This window comes from Tenacibaculum sp. AHE14PA (genome assembly GCF_019278465.1).
Classification (GTDB): Bacteria; Bacteroidota; Bacteroidia; order Flavobacteriales; family Flavobacteriaceae; genus Polaribacter; species Polaribacter bernardetii.
Genome location: NZ_CP058983.1, coordinates 850,690 through 870,357, shown reverse-complemented (window position 1 = coordinate 870,357; position 19,668 = coordinate 850,690). Strand labels below are relative to the sequence as shown.

Genomic DNA, 19,668 nt, shown 5'->3' with positions numbered 1-19,668 from the left:
ATGAAAAATATATTAGTAGCAGGTGCAAATGGTACCACAGGAAAAAAAATAGTACAACTTTTAAAATCATCGCAAAACTTTAATCCGATTGCCATGGTAAGAAAAGAAGAACAAGTTGCGCAATTTAAATCGGAAAATATAGATACTGTATTGGGTGATTTAACAAAAGATATTACACATACGGTTAAGGATATAGATAAAGTAATTTTTGCAGCGGGATCTGGAGGGAAAAACGTGATTGAAGTAGATCAGGAAGGCGCTAAGCGATTAATATCAGCGGCTAAAATGGCTAATATTAATAAGTTCGTTATGTTAAGTTCTATGGGAGCTGATAGCCCAGAAGCGGCAGGAGATTTACAAGCGTATATGAAAGCGAAGCAAAAGGCAGATGACCATCTTATTAAAAGTGGGTTGAATTTTGCAATTGTAAGACCCGGAGCATTAACGAATGGTGATGGGAAAGGAAAAATAATGTTAAAAGAAAAGCTACATAAGCAAGGAGAGATTAGTAGAGCAGATGTTGCCGAAACTCTGGTATTAGCTTTAAATGATGACGCACCAAATAATAGGGTTTTCGAGATTATAGAAGGTGAAACCGTAATTGGTGAAGCGATGCAGCAATTATAAACGTAAGCGAGTTAGATTTTATCTAAGTCACAAATTAAATATGAAAATTAAAAGAGTAACTAATAATGGCGGTTTGCGAAAGTGAACTTGATTAGCAAACTTTATAATTTTATAAAAACAAAAAAAGAGATATTTAGCGATATCTCTTTTTTTTATGAAACAAGAAGTTAAGTTGTTGTTTATGAGTTGTATTATCGATTTATAAAAATAGGAATCATTATAATCATAAAAAAAGCAAGCATCATTTTTAAATAATAATTTGTGATAAATAAGCCTGTTGAAATTAATAAATAATCATCACTTGTTGTTTCAATTTTTCCGCCAGAAAAGTAATCACTTTTATAAGTAGCTATTGTTTGGTTATTATCAGTTAAAATCCATTGACTACCCCAAAAATCTTTTTGAGTCCAAATAAATTCTTTATCTTCAATTTTTACGGTTGCTCTAGTTTTAAATGAATGGTATTTAATACTTCCTATTACTTTTTTTTCTGTAGTATTTTTAATCAAAAAATCACTACTGAAAACCCCCTGTTTTTCAAACTTAAATTTTTCGTCATTCAGTTCTAAGTTCGCAGTGTCAGAAAACCATTCAGCATTTAAAACGGCTATATTTTTATTAGCTTCTGTTAATTTGGTTGAGGTATCAAAGAAGTCTTTGCTCCATTGCAATTTTTTCATAATTGCCATCCAAAATTTATCCCAAATTTGCCTGTAAGACCTCGTTGTTCAGGAGCACTAGAGAAACCAAGATTACGACCTATTCCACCATTTATATCGATCAAGAATCCAGAGTCACTTATCCATTTCCAGCCAATACCTACACCTACCGCTGTTTCAAAATAAGATTCAGTATTTGTTGAGCCTCCAAAAAAGGAATTTATATCGTCTTTATAGGTGTAGAATTTTAAAAAGCCTTCACCATAGAAACCTTTAGCACCATAATCTTCTTTTGAAAAAAAGTACTGTCTATAATAAGGAGAGAAAGAAAACACCTCTAAGAGATCTGATCCATTTTCATTATCAAAATTAATATTTAGATCTGCACCAATAGCACTGTACTTATTTAAAGCGTACTCATACCTTGGATTAAAAGCAGGAAAGACTAGTCCGGCAATTATATCTAGGCTAATGCTATGTCGTTTTATTTTAGATAGTTTGATTATATCTTTTTCACTTTCAGTCTTGTTTTGGGCTACTGTAAAAACGCTTATGCTTAGTAATATTAGAAATAATTTTTTTTTCATTAAGTTAGGTTATTAGGTCCAAAAATTTTTATAAAGAGTTTATGGTGGATAAATTGTGAGTTTTAAAGAGCTAATTTAGTAAATATAAACTGGATGGTTAATCCCCAGGTAAGTATGGATTTAGTGTGTGAAGTTGCACTAGGAATGAATTATATGTTGTATGGCGTTATTTATTCGGTTTTTGAATTCAATTTTGTTGTCAACAAATAATGCTAAATTCTTGTATTTTCTTTTTACCCCATAAAGTCCAATTAATTCATTTTCTTTTTTCAAACGGATTATAATATTATGACCTTCCAATTCTCCTAAAAATGATAATTTTTTAGTTTCTTTATTTACCTCTATATCTTTCGATGAAATTTCTACTATGTCAATATTTTTTAGATCAATAGTTGTTTCCGACATAATTCCATACCGAAGAAATAGCATATCATTTTCGATTGATATAGGTCTTTTAAGTATTGACTTTAAAAGGCCAAAAACTTGAATTCCAAAATAAACGCTAAAAAAAGTGAAAACCCAAGCGGCAAAACTACTCCATTTTGTAAGTAAAATGTGTAAAACAACTGTTTCGATTGTAACGATAAATATAATTGCAATTAGTAAAGTTATTGTTCCGCTATCCTTATAATATGAGAATTCATTTTCTTTTAAAACTCTTTTTTTCCAATAAATAAAACCATAATAAAAAATAGCAATTTCTGTTACGACAAGAATTACAACATTTTTGGGCAGTATTTCATAACACGTATTCTTTAGAGTAGTAAAAAAATCAAAAGAAACACCCTTTTTTTGTTTATAAAATTTTATTCCTTTTCTAATATTATAAATCACATATGATAAAACTGATAATTCGACAAGTGGTAGAACCCAAGTTTTAAATATGTTTAAATACTGCTGATTTTCTTGTGGAAGTATTATTGAGCAAATGATTAACCCTAGAAATAAAAATGGAATAATAGTAGTTTTTGGAATGCTGGTTTTTTTAATTAATAAGAAGTAAATAAAGGGAGCAGTGAATAAAAGATCAAATGTAATTCCAGCAGATAAACTATTAGTGTTCATTTGAAACAACGAAGTTTTGGCAATGAAAGCCATCAACCCAAAAATCAACATTGGTATTCCGAATATTATTAAATTTTTCTGAATGTTTATTATTTTATTCATCTATTTTTTTAATTATTTCCAACTCGTTATATCCAAAAACTCATTCAATTCTTCCCGATTATAAAATAAGGGCCGTATAATGTATTAGTAATTTTTTCTTGTAAATATAGCGAAATGAAGAAATAGCATTCCTTAAAGTTTTTAATAAGTTATGCACAGTTTTTGCTAATTTCGCGATTCAAAATACATACGCATGATTACTGTAGATCAATTAACGGTTGAGTTTAGTGGAAAAACCTTATTCAAAGATGTTTCGTTTGTTATAAACGAAAATGATAAAATTGCTTTAATGGGTAAAAACGGTGCTGGAAAATCAACTATGATGAAAATTATGGCAGGAGTTTCTAAAGCTAGTAAAGGCGGAGTTAGGAGCCCGAAAGATACAGTAGTTGCATACTTGCCACAGCATTTATTAATGGAAGATAATTGTACGGTTCGTGAAGAAGCTTCTAAAGCTTTTGATGCTGTTTTTAAGATGAAAGCTGAAATGGAATCATTAAATAAGCAGTTAGAAACACGTACCGATTACGAATCGGAAGAATACATGAAAATTATTGAGCGTGTTACCGATTTAGGCGAAAGTTATTATGCGTTAGAAGAGGTAAATTACGAAGCTGAGGTAGAAAAGGCGCTGAAAGGATTAGGATTTAAACAAGAAGATTTTGACCGTTTAACAAGCGAATTTAGTGGAGGTTGGCGTATGCGTATCGAATTGGCTAAAATTTTATTACAAAAACCCGATTTAATTTTACTCGATGAACCTACGAATCATGTAGATATCGAATCTGTGATTTGGTTAGAAAATTTCTTATTAAACAAAGCCAAAGCAGTAGTGGTAATTTCGCACGATAAAGCATTTATCGATAATATAACCAACCGAACTATTGAGGTTACCATGGGAACGATTCACGATTATAAAGCTAATTACTCACATTATTTAGAGCTTAGAAAAGAACGTCGTTCGCACCAAATAAAAGCGTATCAAGAACAACAAAAAACAATTGATGATATTAAAGGCTTTATAGAGCGTTTTAAAGGAACGTATTCTAAAACCAATCAAGTTGCATCGCGAGTACGTATGTTAGAAAAAATTGTTCCAATAGAAATTGATGAAGTAGATACCACTTCGTTAAAACTACGTTTTCCGCCATCGCCACGTTCGGGAGATTATCCTGTAAAAGTAGAAAACTTAACCAAAAAATACGGTGATTTAACCGTTTTTGAAGAGGCTATTTTTTCAATTTCTCGTGGTGAAAAAGTGTCGTTTGTTGGACGAAACGGTGAAGGGAAATCAACCATGATTAAAGCAATTATGGGAGAAATAGATTTTGATGGTGAATGTGGATTAGGACATAATGCTAAGGTTGGCTATTTTGCACAGAATCAGGCATCATTATTAGATCCTGAATTAACAGTTTTTCAAACGGTAGATGAGGTTGCAGAAGGTGACGTGCGAACGCAAATAAAAAATATTTTAGGTCGTTTTATGTTTGCTGGTGATGATATTGAAAAGAAAGTAAAAGTGCTTTCTGGAGGAGAGAAAACACGTTTGGCAATGGTTAAATTATTGCTAGAACCTGTAAATGTGTTAATTTTAGATGAGCCTACCAATCACTTAGATTTACGATCTAAAGATGTGATAAAAGAAGCGTTATTGCATTTCGACGGAACCTTAATTTTAGTATCTCACGATCGTGATTTCCTGCAAGGTTTATCAGAAAAAGTATTCGAATTTAAAGATCAACGTGTTATTGAGCATTTCGAAACTATTGATGCTTTTTTAGAACGTAATAATATAAAAGCGTTAAAAGAAATCGACTTATAGAATTATTTTTTGAAGCAATTTCCCGCTTTCCGCACTCGCTTTTTTTGAAGAAAAATTAAATAAAGAGCTCAAACAAATGCTGCAATCGGGGCTAGAAATTTGTACTAAATTTTATATTTAGAGTTTAAATTTTTATAGAAAGGAAATAGTCAATTGAATCCGTTAAACTGAATTTATTTCAGTTTCTCATCCTGATTTGCTACAATTTTGTCAATTCGAGTGATTTTAATGACTAAAAGGAATTATAATTGTATCGAGAATTTGAATCGTTTTATTTTGATGTTAAAAAAGTTCTCGATACAATTTTTTGAAGGAAAAAAATCACTCGAACTGACAGTTTCTTTTTAAACAAGCTCTTAAACAAAAAACACCGTTAAATAATTTTAACGGTGTTTTGTATAAATAAATAAGATATTAAAATAGTTATTCGGTAACTTTTAATCGTGCTTTGGCGGTAACCGAAATATCAGAAAAATCGTTGTTTAAATATTTTAAATAACCGGCAATGGCAATCATGGCAGCATTATCGGTAGTGTATTCAAATTTTGGAATGTAGGTTGTCCATCCCCAATGTTTTTCGGCAAGCTCTAAACGTTTTCTGATTTCTGAATTAGCAGAAACTCCACCAGCAATAGCAATGTGTTTAATATCGGTTTGTTTAACGGTGTTTTTTAATTTATCCATTAATATTTCAACAATTGTATGTTGAATTGACGCACAGATATCGTGTAAGTTTTCTGCAATAAAATTAGGATTCTCTTTTACATTTTTCTGAATAAAACGTAAAATCCCTGTTTTTAATCCGCTAAAACTAAATTGTAAATCGCCCACTTTAGGCTTTGTAAATTGATATACTTTCGGATTTCCTAATTGCGCATATTTGTCAATTAAAGGACCACCAGGATAAGGTAAGCCTAGTATTTTTGCTGATTTATCAAAAGCTTCCCCCACAGCATCATCAATAGTTTCACCTAAAATTTCCATCTCAAAATGATTGGTGATTTTTACAATCTGGGTATGTCCGCCACTTATGGTTAAGCACACAAAAGGAAAAGGCGGTATTTTACTACCCTCATCTTTAATAAAATGAGCCAAAATATGCGCCTGCATATGGTTTATATCTATTAGCGGAATATTTAAACCTAAGGCAAAGGATTTAGCAAATGAAGTACCTACCAATAACGATCCCATTAAGCCAGGACCACGTGTAAAAGCAATAGCATTTAAATCGTGTTTGGTAATATTAGCTTGTTCGATAGCTTGTTGTACTACCGGAACAATATTTTGCTGATGCGCTCTTGATGCAAGTTCGGGAACAACACCGCCATATTTAGCATGTATTTCCTGATTGGCAACCACATTACTTATTACTTTTCCGTTATAAATTACTGAAGCACTTGTGTCGTCACAAGAGCTTTCAATACCTAAGATATAGCTGTTTTTTGTACTCAATGTATGTTGTATTAAAATGCAAAAATATCGATATTGCGTTAGAATTTCGTTAAAATTAATATTTCTTTAAAATAAGGCAACATTTTTGCAGTTAGCTGAGTACATTTGTTAGTCATTTATAAATAACATTCTCATTAAAAAAGTAGGCGAAATATTGTGGAGATTTTTAAAGTACTTTGTGCTTTTATTAGTCTTGCTTATTATTTTATTATCACTACCAATTGTTCAAAGCGAACTAGCGAAACAAGCAACGAACTGGCTTAACAAAGAGTACAATACTAATATTGTTGTTAAGAAGGTAGATTTATCATGGTTGGGGAGTGTTCAGCTAAAAGGAATTGAAATTAGAGACCATCATAAAGACACCCTAATTTTTGTTGAAAATTTAAGCACTTCTCTACAAAATGTTAAACGAATAGTAGAGAATAATGTTGATTTAGGCGAAGCTTCTTTAAGTGGTGCTTATTTTAATATGAAAAAATACAAAGGAGAAGACGACGATAACATGTCTATCTTTATCGACAGTTTTGATGATGGTAAACCTAAAGATAGCTTATCTAATCCTTTTGTATTAAAAAGTAATAAAATTACTTTAGAGAACTTAACGTTTAAACTACTAGATGAAAACGAAAGAAATCCACTTAAATTTGCCGCTTATAACGCTTACGGAAACATATTAGATTTTTCTATTATTGGGCCTGACATTTCTTTGAATATGAGGGGAATGAGTTTTACAGAAAATAGAGGCATTAAGGTATCTAACTTAACAACTGATTTTATATACACAAGATCGTATATGAATTTAGATAAAACAGTATTAAAAACTAGCCATAATTCAAAAATACAAGGAGACATAAAATTTACCTACGACCGTAAAGATTTTGTTAACTTTAATGATAAAGTAAAAATTAAAGCAAATTTTGTTAAAAGTGCTCTTGCTGTTAAAGATTTAAATAAATTATATGACGAGTTAAACGGTAATGATATTTTATATTTTCAAGGAAATATTAATGGTGTATTAAATAACTTTAGTGCGAACAATATTAGACTTTATTCTAAAAACGGAATGAAAGTTATTGGAGACATGGGTTTTGTTAATGCAGTTAAAACAAGTAGAGGATTTGTTTTTGATGCAGATTTAGACAATGTTACAGCAAATTATTCTCAATTAAAAAATGTATTGCCTAACTTATTAGGTAAATCCTTACCGCCAGAATTTGAAAGATTAGGCGACTTTAAATTAAAGGGGCTTATTAGAATTACGCCCGAACAAATGGATGCGACACTTTCTGTAAATTCAGAAATAGGATCGATAACTTCTGACCTTCAGTTAACCAATATAGATAAAATTGAAGACGCTACTTATATTGGTGAAGTAGAATTTAAAAATTTAGATTTAGGAGTTTTTGCAAATGATGCTGTATTAGGAAAAGTATCATTAAAGGCAGATGTTAATGGAAGTGGTTTTAATGTAAATAATATAAATACTATTATTATAGGTAAAGTTAGTAGCCTAGAATTTAATGATTATAATTACAAAAACTTAAACGTTAACGGACAATTTCAGAACAAGAAATTTGATGGTTTGCTAAGTTCTAAAGATGATAATTTTAATTTGAGATTTGAAGGATTAGCGGATTTTTCATCAGAAATAAATAAGTTTGATTTTATTGCGAATATTGATAAGATAGATCTAAAAAGAACAAATTTATTTACTCGAGATAGTATTTCTGAGTTAAAGGGTATTATCAATTTAAATATATCAGGAAATACTTTTGATGATATTGTAGGAAAAGCAACTTTCGAAAACTTAATTTATACAAATCAAAAACAACAATATCCTTTTAAAATATTCGAAATAAACTCATCGGTAAAAGACAGTATCAAAACAATAGAGGTAAACTCTGAAGATATTGTAAGAGGAGCATTAAAAGGGAAATTTACGTTTGAAGAACTAATTCCGATAACTCAAAATGCTTTGGGAAGTGTTTATACAAATTACCAACCTAATAAAGTAGCACCAAATCAGTTTTTAGATTTCGATTTTACTATTTATAATCAAATTATAGATATCTTTTTACCAAACATATCTATAGGTAAAAACACAAGGTTAAAAGGAAAAATAAATTCAGATAAGAATGCATTAAAACTAATTTTTACTTCACCCGAAGTTGATGTTTATAAGAATGTTATAGAAAATATAGTGTTAAGAATGGATAATAAAAATCCATTATATAATACGCAGTTAACGGCAAGTAAAATTAACACAAAACATTATAATATAGAAAAACTGAATCTTTTAAACAGAACAGAAAATGATACTTTGTATTTTAAATCTGTTTTTAAAGGTGGCAAGGAGTATTCTGAAAGTTTCAATTTAGATTTTTATTATACCATTAATGAATTGCAAAAATCGGTTGTGGGAATTCAAAAATCTACTCTTAATTACAAAGGATTTGATTGGGTTATAAATGAAAAAGAAGATAGAAATCATAAAGTAGCGTTCGATTTAAAGAAGAATAACTTTAAGATTAGTCCATTTATATTTCAATCCGCAGCACAAAAAATTGAATTTAAGGGAGTTGTTAGAGACAGTACATATAAAGATTTAGAAGCTACTTTTGATAAGGTTAAATTAGGGAGTTTTTTGCCCTTGGTTGATAGTTTGCGTTTAGATGGTGATTTAAGCGGAGTTATAGATTTTAAGCAAGAAGGAGATAAAATAGCACCAAAAGGAAATTTAACCATAGATAATTTTAAAATAAATGAGTTTTCGCAAGGTGATTTAGCGCTAGATGTTACTGGAAACAATTCTTACGAAAAATACAACGTAAATCTTTCTTTAGTTAGTGAAAATGCTAAGAATATTTCGGCAAAAGGGGAGATTGATTTATCAAAAAAGAGATCAACAATTGATTTGGATGTGTCTTTAAAAGAATACGAATTAGCTGCTTTTAGTCCTTTAGGAAAAGAAGTTTTAAGTAAGTTACGAGGAAAAGTTACTGGAGATTTTACAGCCAAAGGGTTTTTAAATAACCCTGATTTTCAGGGAGTATTAAAATTTAAAGATGCTGGTTTAACTTTTCCGTATTTAAATATCGATTTCGACTTTAAAGGTAAAACAAGCATTACTTTAGATAAGCAGCAGTTTACACTAAATAATTTCTTATTAGAAGATACAAAACACAAGACGAAAGGAACTTTATCAGGATATATTGCGCATCAAAATTTTAAAGATTGGTATTTAAAACTAGATATAAAAACTCGAAATTTATTAATATTAGATACCTCAGAAACTGAGGAGTCTTCTTATTACGGTACAGGATTTTTAGATGGAAGTGCAGAAATTAGAGGACTTACTAGTAATTTAGATATTATTGTAGAAGGTAAAACAAACAAAGGAACTGTGTTTGTAATTCCTTTAAACAACGTAAAAACAATAGATAATTATAGGTTAATCCGTTTTAAAACAGGTAAGCCCGAAGATGAAAATATAAATAAGACAATAAAGGATATAAAAGGACTCGATTTAAAAATAAATCTAGCAGTAACCAAAGATGCTATTGCTCAGGTAGTGATAGATAAAGTTTCTGGAAGTGAGTTAAAAGGGAGTGGAGAAGGAAATTTAAGAATTGATATTAATACGCTTGGTAAATTTAAAATGTATGGAGACTTTGAAATAGATAAAGGATTATATAATTTTAAATATGCCGGAATAACAAAACCTTTTACGGTTCAAAAGGGAGGAACGATTGCTTGGAACGGAAGTCCGTATGATGCAGAGTTAGATTTAACTGCAATTTATAAGACCAAAGCAAATCCGTCACAATTGTTAGATAATATTAACTCGAATCGAAAAATACCTATTGATTTATATACTAAAATAACAGGAGGTTTATTTAGTTCAAAGCAAGAGTTTGATATTAAAATTCCGAACGCAAATTCAACAGTAGCATCAGAGTTAGAATTTATTTTAAACGGAAATGATTTAAATACAAAAATGCAACACTTTACATTTTTGTTAGCCTTTGGTACTTTTTATAATGAAGAAACGATAGGTAATAGCGCAGCATCAGGATTAACAGGTACGGCATCAGAAATAGCCTCAAGTATTTTAACAGATATGTTAAATAGTAAAGGAAATAAGTTTCAATTAGGATTAGGTTATACCCAAGGAGATAGAGGTGATGTTAATAGTTTGCGATCAGATGATCAGGTAGATGTATCTATCTCAACGCAATTAAGCGATCGTGTTCTTGTTAATGGTAAAGTAGGGGTTCCGGTGGGAGCAAATACACAAACAAGTGTTGTAGGTGAGGTAAAGGTGGAAGTTTTATTAAATGAAGAAGGTAATTTAAGAGGAACTGTTTTTAACCGACAAAACGAAGTGCAATATTCTACAGAAGAAGAAGGCTATACACAAGGTATTGGTCTTTCATATCAAGTAAACTTTAATAATTTATCAGATTTAGGTAAAAAATTAGGTTTAAAGAAAAAAACCGTAAAAAAAGACAGTTTACAACCCCAAAAGAAAAAATTAATACGCTTTAAGGCAAAAGAAGAGAAAGAATAACCATATTTATATGAACAGAACCAAAAAAGATTACTTGGTAATCATGTTAAAAGGAATTGCCATGGGAGCAGCAGATGTTGTTCCTGGAGTTTCAGGAGGAACCATTGCTTTTATTTCAGGAATTTACGAGGAATTGTTAAGATCGATAAGTAATATTAATTTAGGCCTATTTAAGACATTAAAAAATGATGGTTTAAAAGCTGCTTGGAAACAATTAAATGGTAATTTTTTAGCATCGCTATTTGTTGGGATGTTTATTAGCGTTATTTCTTTAGCAAAAGTAATTTCTTGGTTATTAACAAGCCATCCAATTTTATTGTGGTCTTTTTTCTTCGGATTGGTTTTAGCAAGTGTAATTTATATTGCAAAACAAATTACAAAGTGGAATATTATAGCCTTTTTTTTGGTTGCTGTAGGTGCCGTTGTAGCATATTATATAACAACTTTAAATCCGATGATATCCGAAAATTCATCAACTCTTTTTATGTTTTTTGCAGGTGCAATAGCTATTTGTGCTATGATTTTGCCAGGTATTTCAGGTTCGTTTATATTAGTGCTTTTAGGAGCTTATAAACCTGTGCTAGCCGCAGTAAATAATCGTGATTTTACAACGATAGCAGCTATTGGAGCAGGAGCAATTATAGGATTGTTATCTTTTTCTAGAGTTTTAAAATACTTATTTGCAAATTATAAAAATTATACACTAGCTGTTTTAACAGGGTTTATAATAGGTTCGTTAAATAAAATTTGGCCTTGGAAAAAAGCATTAACATTTAGAACAAATTCTCACGGAGAGCAAGTGCCTTTTAATGAGTTATCAGTTTCACCTTTTGCATATGATGGAAATCCGCAATTAATGTATGCATCAATATTAATCATCATCGGTTTTGCATTAATCTTACTACTAGAAAAACTTGCTGTAAAAGAGCAATAGAAAATAAGTATCTTAGAGCTCTAATAGCATAGAATGTATATACAACGTACACTATTACAAAAAATAAACCTTTTTTTTAAAGGGTTAATTATGGGAAGTGCCAATAAAGTACCGGGAGTTTCTGGTGGTATGGTAGCTTTTGTAATGGGGTTTTATAAAGAGCTTATTTTTTCTTTTCAAAGAATAAATGGCAAGGCCTTTATGTTGCTTTTTAAAGGGAGATTTAAAAGTTTTGCAGCGTATATCAATTTACAGTTTTTAGTTTCGGTAATGTTAGGTAGCATGTTTAGTTACTTTAGTATTTCCTTAGTTTTAGATTATTTTTTAAAAAATTACGAGTTATATGTCTGGGCGTGGTTTTTTGGAATGATTATAGGGTCTATTTATTATATTTCAAAAGATTTTAAAGATTGGCAGCCAAAAAATTTAGTAGCTTTAGTAGTAGGAGTGTCAATAGGCATATTTATTAGTTTTATGACACCTGCAAAAGAAAATGACAATCTTTTGTTTGTTTTTATATGCGGAATTATAGGTGTTTCTGGAATGACATTACCAGGTCTCTCGGGTTCATTTATTCTAATTTTATTAGGTAATTATGTATTACTATTGGTTGATAGTGTAAATGTTTTAGGAAGTGTTGTTACAAATATTTTGTCGGGAGATTTTGAAGTTTTAAAAGATCAAACAAAAATTAGATATTTAAAAATTATAAGTGTTTTTACAGCAGGTTCTGCATTTGGGTTAGTTTCTATGTCGCATATATTAGGCTATGTTTTAAAAAGGTGGAATCAAATAGTAACAGCAGTTATTATAGGTTTTATTACCGGATCTTTAGGTATTGTATGGCCATGGAAAAAAACAATATACAAAGTAAATAACGACGATTTTTTATTAGATCAACAAGGAAATAGAGTTGTTGAAAACTACGAGCGATTTATGCCAGATTTTTCGATAGTAGAAACGTGGATTTCAATAGGCTATATCATTTTTGGTATTGCCTTAATTTTAATTATAGATTTTTATGGAAGAAAAAGAAAATAGCAATGTTTATGCTTTAGTGGGTAAAAACATTTCATATTCATTTTCGAAAGGATATTTTACAAATAAATTTAAAGAGTTAGGGCTTGATAGTAATGAGTATGTAAATTTTGATATTCAAGAAATAAAAGAACTGCCTTTAAAAATAAAAGCACATAAAAAACAATTAAAAGGAATGAATGTAACGATTCCTTATAAGTTAGATGTTTTTAATTATTTAGATAAAATAGATAGAAAAGCACAAAAAGTAGGCGCAGTTAACACTATAAAAATATCTAAAAAAGGAAAGTTAAAAGGTTTTAATACGGATGTTTATGGATTTAAAAAGTCTTTAAAACCGTTATTAAAAAATCATCATAAAAAAGCTTTAATTTTAGGTACAGGTGGTGCGTCTATGGCGGTTGCTTATGTGCTTAAGAAATTAAATATTAAATATAAATTTGTTTCAAGAAATCCGCAAGGGAATAGGCAAATTGCATATCAAGATGTAACAAAGAAAATGATTAAATCTCATCACTTAATAATTAATTGTACACCTTTAGGAACACATCCTAATATTAGTGATTGCCCAGATATTCCTTATCAATTTATATCAAAAGAACATTTATTGTTTGATTTAATATATAATCCATCCGAAACAACTTTTTTAAGAAAAGGAAAAGAGAATGGTTCCGTAATAAAAAACGGATTGGAAATGTTAGAGCAGCAAGCAGAAAAAGCTTGGAAAATATGGAATGATAACTAACGATAACTACTTGAAAATAAAATTTGGTATTCTATTAGAATCCGTATATTTATAAAATTAATTATTAGGAACTTAAACATTGTAGATATGTTAGAAAATAACGAAGAAAAATTACAACAACCAATTACTGAAGAAAATACTGTAGTAAAAGCAGAAACTGAAAATGCAGTAAACGAAGTAGAGAATGAAGTGGCTAACGATGCTGAAAAAGCAGATGAAAAGCACGAAATACCAATGTTAGAATATACTTCTATGGAGTTAGATTCATTGGTTGAAGAATTAAAAAAGTTATTAGCTAACTATCAAGTACAGCAGTTAAAATCGAATATCGATTCGCTTAAAAATGCATTTAATGCTAAGTTTGGTGCATTATTAGCAGAGAAAAAAGAAGCTTTCTTGGCTGAGGGTGGAAATTCAATCGATTTTCAGTTCTCAAGTCCTGTAAAAGCAGAATACAATAAGTTACTAGGAGAGTATAAAACAAAACGAGATGCTTATTATTCTCAATTAGAAAATCAATTAAAAGAGAACCTTACTGAAAGGAATGTTTTAATAGATGAGTTAAAAACGTTGATTGTAACTGCCGATGCAAAAACGATGTACAACGATTTTCAAAAAATTCAAAAAAGCTGGAAAACGATTGGACCTGTACCCAAAACAAAATATAATGATACTTGGAAGGTTTACCATCATCATGTAGAGCGTTTTTATGATTTATTAAACTTAAATAAAGACTTTAGAGAGCTTGACTTTAAACATAATTTAGAAGAGAAATTAAAGTTAATTACGCGAGCAGAAGAATTAAACGAGGTAGCAGATGTAAATGTTGCATTTAAAGATTTACAAGACTTACACCGTTTGTGGAAAGAAGAAATAGGCCCTGTAGGAAAAGAACATAGAGAAGATGTTTGGGGTAAATTTAGTGAAGCTACCAAAAAAATACACGACAAACGACACTTATATTTTAAAGAATTAAAATCTAAGTATCAAGAAATGATTGATGCTAAATTAGTAGTTATAGCAGAGATAGATGCATTTGATACTTCTAAGAATAAATCACATAACGATTGGCAGAAAAGTATTGTGGAGTTAGAAAAATTAAGAAAAAAATATTTCGACATAGGTAAATTGCCTTATAATAAAAGTGAAGCTGTTTGGCAACAATTTAAAAACGCAACCAAAAAGTTTAACAGCTCTAAAAACGTTTTTTATAAAGCAGAGAAAAGTACTCAAAATGAGAATTTAAAAAGAAAAATAGCCTTAATAGAGCTTGCTGAAAGTATAAAAGATAGTGACGATTGGGAAGAAACGACCAATACAATGAAGCGTATTCAGTCTGATTGGAAAAAGGTTGGTCATGTGCCAAGAAAGTTTTCTGATGATATATGGAAACGTTTTAAAAATGCATGTAATTTCTACTTCGATAGATTACATGCTCAAAAAGACGAACAAAATAAAGAGCAGTTAGTTGTTGTAGAAACTAAAAAAGAATTTTTAGAGAACCTTAAAACATCCGAAGATTTAACGCTAGAAGCTATAAAAGAAAGCATTGTTAATTGGAGAAATTTAGGTTCTTTGCCAAGAAACGCTCGTCATTTAGATGAGAAATTTAACAAGGCTATAGACGCTCATTTAGGAAACCTAAATATGAGTAAAGCTGATATCGAAATGATGAAGTTTAAAAATGTTGTAGATACTTACTTGTTGCAAGAAGATTATAAGAAATTAGATAACGAGCAGTACTTTATTCGTAAAAAAATAGATGAATCTGTTCGCGATATGCAGCAGTTAGAGAATAACTTAAGTTTTATATCGAATGCTAAAGATGACAACCCTTTGGTTTTAAATGTTCGCAAAGGAATTCAGGAATTTAAAGACCAATTAGCTATTTGGAAATCTAAATTATCATATGTAAAAAAGTTAGATTATTAATTTAACTTTTTTAATAATTACTATAAAACTCGAATCTTATGATTCGAGTTTTTTTATATAATATAGCGATAATTTTTTACCAATAATTTAATTTCTTATATTAAGAAAATATAAATACTCAATGAATATTAGAATTTTGTAAATGAATTATTAAACCCTTATTTATTTAGGTTTTTTATAATGATTTAGCTTTAAAATTTATTTTTATTTTTTTTACTATATAAAATATAAAATGCTCTATGTTTGTTGTCTGAAAATTAAATAATTTAATGAAAATGCAAAAATTAAGAATTGCAGTATTATCAAGGAATCCAGAGTTATATTCAACAAAAAGATTAGTCGCTGCAGGAGAAGCACGCGGACATGAAATGTTGGTGATAGATCATGGAAAATGTGATTTGTTAATTGAGAAAAAAAAGCCGCAAATATATTATAAAGGTAAACTTTTAGAAAACATAGATGCAGTAATTCCAAGAATTGGAGCATCAATTACTTTTTATGGTACTGCAGTTGTTCGCCAATTCGAGATGATGAATGTTTTTTCTACATTAAACTCTCAAGCTTTGGTGTGTTCTAGAGATAAGTTGCAAAGCATGCAAGTACTATCTAAGGCTGGTTTAAATATGCCTAAAACTACCTTTACAAATAACTCTAAAAATGTTAGTGCCGTAATAAATAAAGTAGGGGGAGCTCCTTGTATTATTAAATTACTTGAAGGTACGCAAGGTGTAGGTGTTGTTTTGGCAGAAACAAAAAGTGCGGCAGAATCGGTATTAGAAGCCTTTAATGGTTTGCAAGCACGTGTTATTGTTCAGGAATTTATAGCAGAGGCTAAAGGAGCAGATTTACGTGTTTTTGTAGTTGATGGAAATGTAGTTGGAGCAATGAAAAGACAAGGTAAAGAAGGTGAGTTTAGATCTAATTTACATAGAGGAGGAACTGCCGAATTATTTGAATTAACAGAAGAAGAAGAAAACGCTGCGTTAAAAGCTGCAAAGAAATTAGGTTTAAGTGTTTGTGGGGTAGATATGCTACAATCTAATTCAGGACCAATGATCATGGAAGTAAACTCTTCGCCTGGTTTAGAAGGTATAGAGCAAGCAACTAAATTAGATATTGCTAAAAACATTATTCGTTATATAGAAAGAAATGTCTAAAGAAATTACAATACTAGGAGAGAAAATTTTACCTGGTAAGTCGTATCAAATAAAAATGGATATTGCTCGATTACATACAAGAACAAAAATAGAAGTTGCTGTTATTGTAAGTAGAGCCAAAAAAGATGGACCTTGCGTATTAGTAAGTGCAGGTATTCATGGTAATGAGGTGAATGGAATTGAGATTGTTAGACAAATAGTTGCTAATAAATACAATGTGCCAGATGCAGGAATGATTATCTGCGTTCCTGTGGTAAACGTATTTGGGTTTATCATTAAGACAAGAGAATTTCCTGACGGTAAAGATTTAAATAGAAGTTTCCCTGGTACTAAAAAAGGTTCTTTAGCAAGTAATTTTGCGTATTCTTTTATGAATGAGGTAGTTGAGTATGCAGATTATTGTATTGATTTTCATACAGGTGGTGATGATAGATTTAATTATCCGCAGGTAAGAATTTCTGAAGATGATACGGATACTTTTAATTTAGCTAAGATTTTCGGAGCTAAGTTTGTTAAATACTCTTCTGAGCGTGATAAGTCTTTTAGAGCATCGGCTGTTGCAATAGGAAAAAAAGTATTATTGTATGAAGGAGGAAAGTCTTTAGATATAAATAATAAAGTAACGCATGTTGGGGTTACAGGGATTTTAAATGTTTTAGATCATTTAGGTGTTAAAAAATTTCCAGCCACATATAAGCCTTTTGATAAAGATGAGGAGCAAGTTGTTTTTAGCGATTCAAAATGGATAAGAGCTAGTGCTTCTGGTATGTATAGGTCATTATTACGTAATGGAGATCCTGTAGAAAAAGGAGCCGTTATTGGTTTGATAACCGATCCATATGGTTTTTTTGAAAGAAAAATAAAAGCATCTGTATCGGGTTATATTATTTGCTTAAACCATTCTCCAATCGTAAATCAGGGAGATGCGATTGCGCATATAGCAATTCACGATAGTTAAAAGATTAAACTGTTATTATTACGCATAAAAAAAAGCCCTCGTTTTCGAGAGCTTTTTTTTATATTTAAAAGTAAAATATTAAACAAATAAGTTGTCAATTTTTTCTTTTTCTTCTTGCGCTAAAGCAGCATCTACTAAGATACGACCACTATGCTCATCGATTGTAATTTTCTTACGATTAGCAATTTCTAACTGTACCTGAGGTGGTATTGTAAAGAAAGAACCTCCTGCAGCACCACGTTCAATGGCAACTACGGCTAAACCATTTCTTACTTTTGTACGAATTCTGTTATAGGCAGTTAATAAATGGTCATCTATAGATTTTGCATATTCTATAGATTTATCTTTTAATAATTGCTCTTCTTTCTCTGTTTCTTTTAAAATAGCATCTAATTCATTTTTCTTGTGAGTTAAATGATTTTCTTGCTTTTTTAATTTCTCTTTAGTTTTTTCAATAACTTCGTTCTTCTGAGCTATTTTAACCTTGTATTCTTTAATTCTCTTTTCAGACAATTCAATTTCTAATTCTTGAAATTCAACTTCTTTTGTTAAAGAATCAAACTCACGATTGTTACGAACATTTTTTTGTTGTTCTGCATACTTTTCGATTAAAGCTTTAGATTCTGTAATAGCTAATTTTTTATTGCTAACATCAGTATCTATACTTGTAGCTTCTTCTTTTAACTTAGAAAGTCTTGTGTTTAATCCGGCAACTTCATCTTCTAAATCTTCAACTTCTAAAGGTAATTCACCACGAACATTTCTGATTTCGTCAATTCTAGAATCGATTAACTGTAAATCATATAACGCTCTTAACTTTTCTTCTACCGTTACTTCTTTTTTTGCCATCTGTTATATATAGTGTATTGGATTTGTACTTTTTTCACTTAAAATAATCGCAAAAGTACTAAATTTTTTACGAAGATAATCACTCAAAAGGTTTTTTGTAAACTGTTCACTTTCATAATGTCCAACATCAGCAAGTAATATTCTTTTTTCAGCTTTAAAAAACTCATGATATTTAAAATCAGCACTAATATAAGCATCTGCTTTCAATCTCATGGCCTTTTTTATGGCAAAGCTTCCTGATCCGCCTAAAACAGCAACTTTTTTAATTGGTTTATCTAACAATTCAGAATGTCTAACGCAATCAGTTTTAAAAGTTTTCTTAACAAAAGTTAGAAATTCCTTTTCATTCATAGGGTTTGCTAATTCACCAAGCATTCCCATACCTATATGTTGGTTACTGTTTTCTAAAGTAATAATTTCGTAAGCTACTTCTTCATACAAATGAAAATCGAACAAAGCTTTTAATATTTTACCTTCTAAATAACTATCAAAAGTTACCGAAATACAGGTTTCTTCTTCAAACATGAATGTACCTTTTTCGCCAACGGTTGGGTTTGAGTTTTCTCCGCCTTTATAACTTCCTTTGCCTTCTACATTAAAAGAGCAATTTTCATAATTACCAATACTTCCTGCTCCGGCATTAAAAAGTTTGGTGCGTAATTTTTCAGCTTCAGCAATCGGAACATAGGTAGTAAGTTTCTTTATAATTCCTTTTTTAGGAATTAATGTTTTACAATTTTGTAAGCCTAAAACTTCACACATTTTAGCTGAAACTCCATTATTAACGTTATCTAAAGCAGTATGTGTAGCATAAATGGCAATGTTGTTTTGAATTGCTTTTAAAACAACACGCTCTACATAATTATTTCCATTTATTTTTTTCAATCCACTAAAAACAATCGGGTGAAAGCTTACAATTAAGTTGCAGTTGTTGGCAATAGCCTCATCAACGGTTTCTTCTAAAGTGTCAAGCGTAACTATAACTCCAGTTACTTTTGTGTTATAACTTCCAATTAGTAAACCTACATTGTCAAAATCTTCAGCATACGAAAGTGGTGCTAGTTTTTCAATATGGTCAGTAACGTCTTTTATTTGCATTTTCTTGATTTAATGGATACCGCTAAGTTACTAAAACTTGTCATTACGAGGAAGAATGACGAAGTAA

At 30.2% G+C, this 19,668-nt stretch carries 15 protein-coding genes; 9 read left to right on the top strand and 6 right to left on the bottom strand.

Features of this window, described 5'->3' with window-relative positions; translation table 11 throughout:
* Positions 1-627: an SDR family oxidoreductase gene (locus H0I30_RS03905; RefSeq protein WP_218773008.1), complete on the top strand. Its 627-nt coding sequence runs from the start codon at positions 1-3 to the stop codon at positions 625-627.
* Between the two features lie 191 nt (positions 628-818).
* On the opposite strand, the gene H0I30_RS03900 is transcribed toward H0I30_RS03905, so the two are convergent.
* The 3 genes from H0I30_RS03900 to H0I30_RS03890 all read right to left on the bottom strand — a co-directional run bounded on the left by H0I30_RS03900 (position 819) and on the right by H0I30_RS03890 (position 3,040).
* Positions 819-1,307 (bottom strand): hypothetical protein, encoded by a 489-nt coding sequence (locus H0I30_RS03900; RefSeq protein WP_218773007.1) that lies wholly within the window; start codon positions 1,305-1,307, stop codon positions 819-821.
* The gene (locus H0I30_RS03895) at positions 1,304-1,873 is read right to left on the bottom strand and encodes a hypothetical protein (protein WP_218773006.1); all 570 of its coding nucleotides are present in this window, start codon (positions 1,871-1,873) and stop codon (positions 1,304-1,306) included. The genes H0I30_RS03900 and H0I30_RS03895 overlap by 4 nt, the downstream gene beginning before the upstream one ends.
* A gap of 138 nt (positions 1,874-2,011) precedes the next feature.
* Positions 2,012-3,040, bottom strand: a complete 1,029-nt coding sequence (locus H0I30_RS03890) for a hypothetical protein (RefSeq protein WP_218773005.1) — start codon at positions 3,038-3,040, stop codon at positions 2,012-2,014.
* A 193-nt stretch (positions 3,041-3,233) separates the two neighbouring features.
* Here H0I30_RS03890 and H0I30_RS03885 point away from each other — a divergent pair, with 193 nt between their 5' ends.
* Positions 3,234-4,865, top strand: coding sequence for an ABC-F family ATP-binding cassette domain-containing protein (locus H0I30_RS03885; protein ID WP_218773004.1), 1,632 nt, complete (start codon positions 3,234-3,236; stop codon positions 4,863-4,865).
* 423 nt (positions 4,866-5,288) lie between these two features.
* On the opposite strand, the gene tsaD is transcribed toward H0I30_RS03885, so the two are convergent.
* Positions 5,289-6,317: a tRNA (adenosine(37)-N6)-threonylcarbamoyltransferase complex transferase subunit TsaD gene (tsaD, locus tag H0I30_RS03880; RefSeq protein WP_218773003.1), complete on the bottom strand. Its 1,029-nt coding sequence runs from the start codon at positions 6,315-6,317 to the stop codon at positions 5,289-5,291.
* A gap of 178 nt (positions 6,318-6,495) precedes the next feature.
* On the opposite strand from tsaD, the gene H0I30_RS03875 reads away from it, so the two are divergent.
* The 7 genes from H0I30_RS03875 (at position 6,496) to H0I30_RS03845 (ending at position 17,654) form a co-directional block, all read left to right on the top strand.
* A complete protein-coding gene (locus H0I30_RS03875; protein ID WP_255554309.1) occupies positions 6,496-10,890 on the top strand; it encodes a translocation/assembly module TamB domain-containing protein in 4,395 nt (1,464 codons plus the stop codon).
* A 10-nt stretch (positions 10,891-10,900) separates the two neighbouring features.
* Complete coding sequence (locus H0I30_RS03870) at positions 10,901-11,824, top strand: DUF368 domain-containing protein (RefSeq protein WP_218773002.1); 924 nt, start codon at positions 10,901-10,903, stop codon at positions 11,822-11,824.
* A 33-nt stretch (positions 11,825-11,857) separates the two neighbouring features.
* Positions 11,858-12,865: a DUF368 domain-containing protein gene (locus H0I30_RS03865; RefSeq protein ID WP_218773001.1), complete on the top strand. Its 1,008-nt coding sequence runs from the start codon at positions 11,858-11,860 to the stop codon at positions 12,863-12,865.
* Positions 12,846-13,607, top strand: coding sequence for a shikimate dehydrogenase (locus H0I30_RS03860; RefSeq protein ID WP_218773000.1), 762 nt, complete (start codon positions 12,846-12,848; stop codon positions 13,605-13,607). The genes H0I30_RS03865 and H0I30_RS03860 overlap by 20 nt, the downstream gene beginning before the upstream one ends.
* An 87-nt stretch (positions 13,608-13,694) precedes the next feature.
* Positions 13,695-15,539 carry a DUF349 domain-containing protein gene (locus H0I30_RS03855; RefSeq protein WP_218772999.1) on the top strand — a complete coding sequence of 615 codons (1,845 nt, stop codon included), beginning with the start codon at positions 13,695-13,697 and terminating at the stop codon, positions 15,537-15,539.
* Between the two features lie 269 nt (positions 15,540-15,808).
* Positions 15,809-16,696, top strand: a complete 888-nt coding sequence (gene rimK / locus H0I30_RS03850; protein ID WP_255554310.1) for a 30S ribosomal protein S6--L-glutamate ligase — start codon at positions 15,809-15,811, stop codon at positions 16,694-16,696.
* Complete coding sequence (locus tag H0I30_RS03845) at positions 16,689-17,654, top strand: succinylglutamate desuccinylase/aspartoacylase family protein (RefSeq protein WP_218772998.1); 966 nt, start codon at positions 16,689-16,691, stop codon at positions 17,652-17,654. Before rimK ends, H0I30_RS03845 begins: the two co-directional genes overlap by 8 nt.
* Positions 17,655-17,732: 78 nt before the next feature.
* Here the strand turns inward: H0I30_RS03845 and H0I30_RS03840 are convergent, their stop codons facing one another.
* Both H0I30_RS03840 and H0I30_RS03835 read right to left on the bottom strand, forming a co-directional pair.
* Entirely contained in the window at positions 17,733-18,503 is a 771-nt protein-coding gene (locus tag H0I30_RS03840) for a zinc ribbon domain-containing protein (RefSeq protein WP_218772997.1), read from the bottom strand.
* Positions 18,504-18,506: 3 nt separating this feature from the next.
* Positions 18,507-19,601: a Nif3-like dinuclear metal center hexameric protein gene (locus H0I30_RS03835; RefSeq protein WP_218772996.1), complete on the bottom strand. Its 1,095-nt coding sequence runs from the start codon at positions 19,599-19,601 to the stop codon at positions 18,507-18,509.
* Between the last annotated feature and the right edge of the window lie 67 nt (positions 19,602-19,668).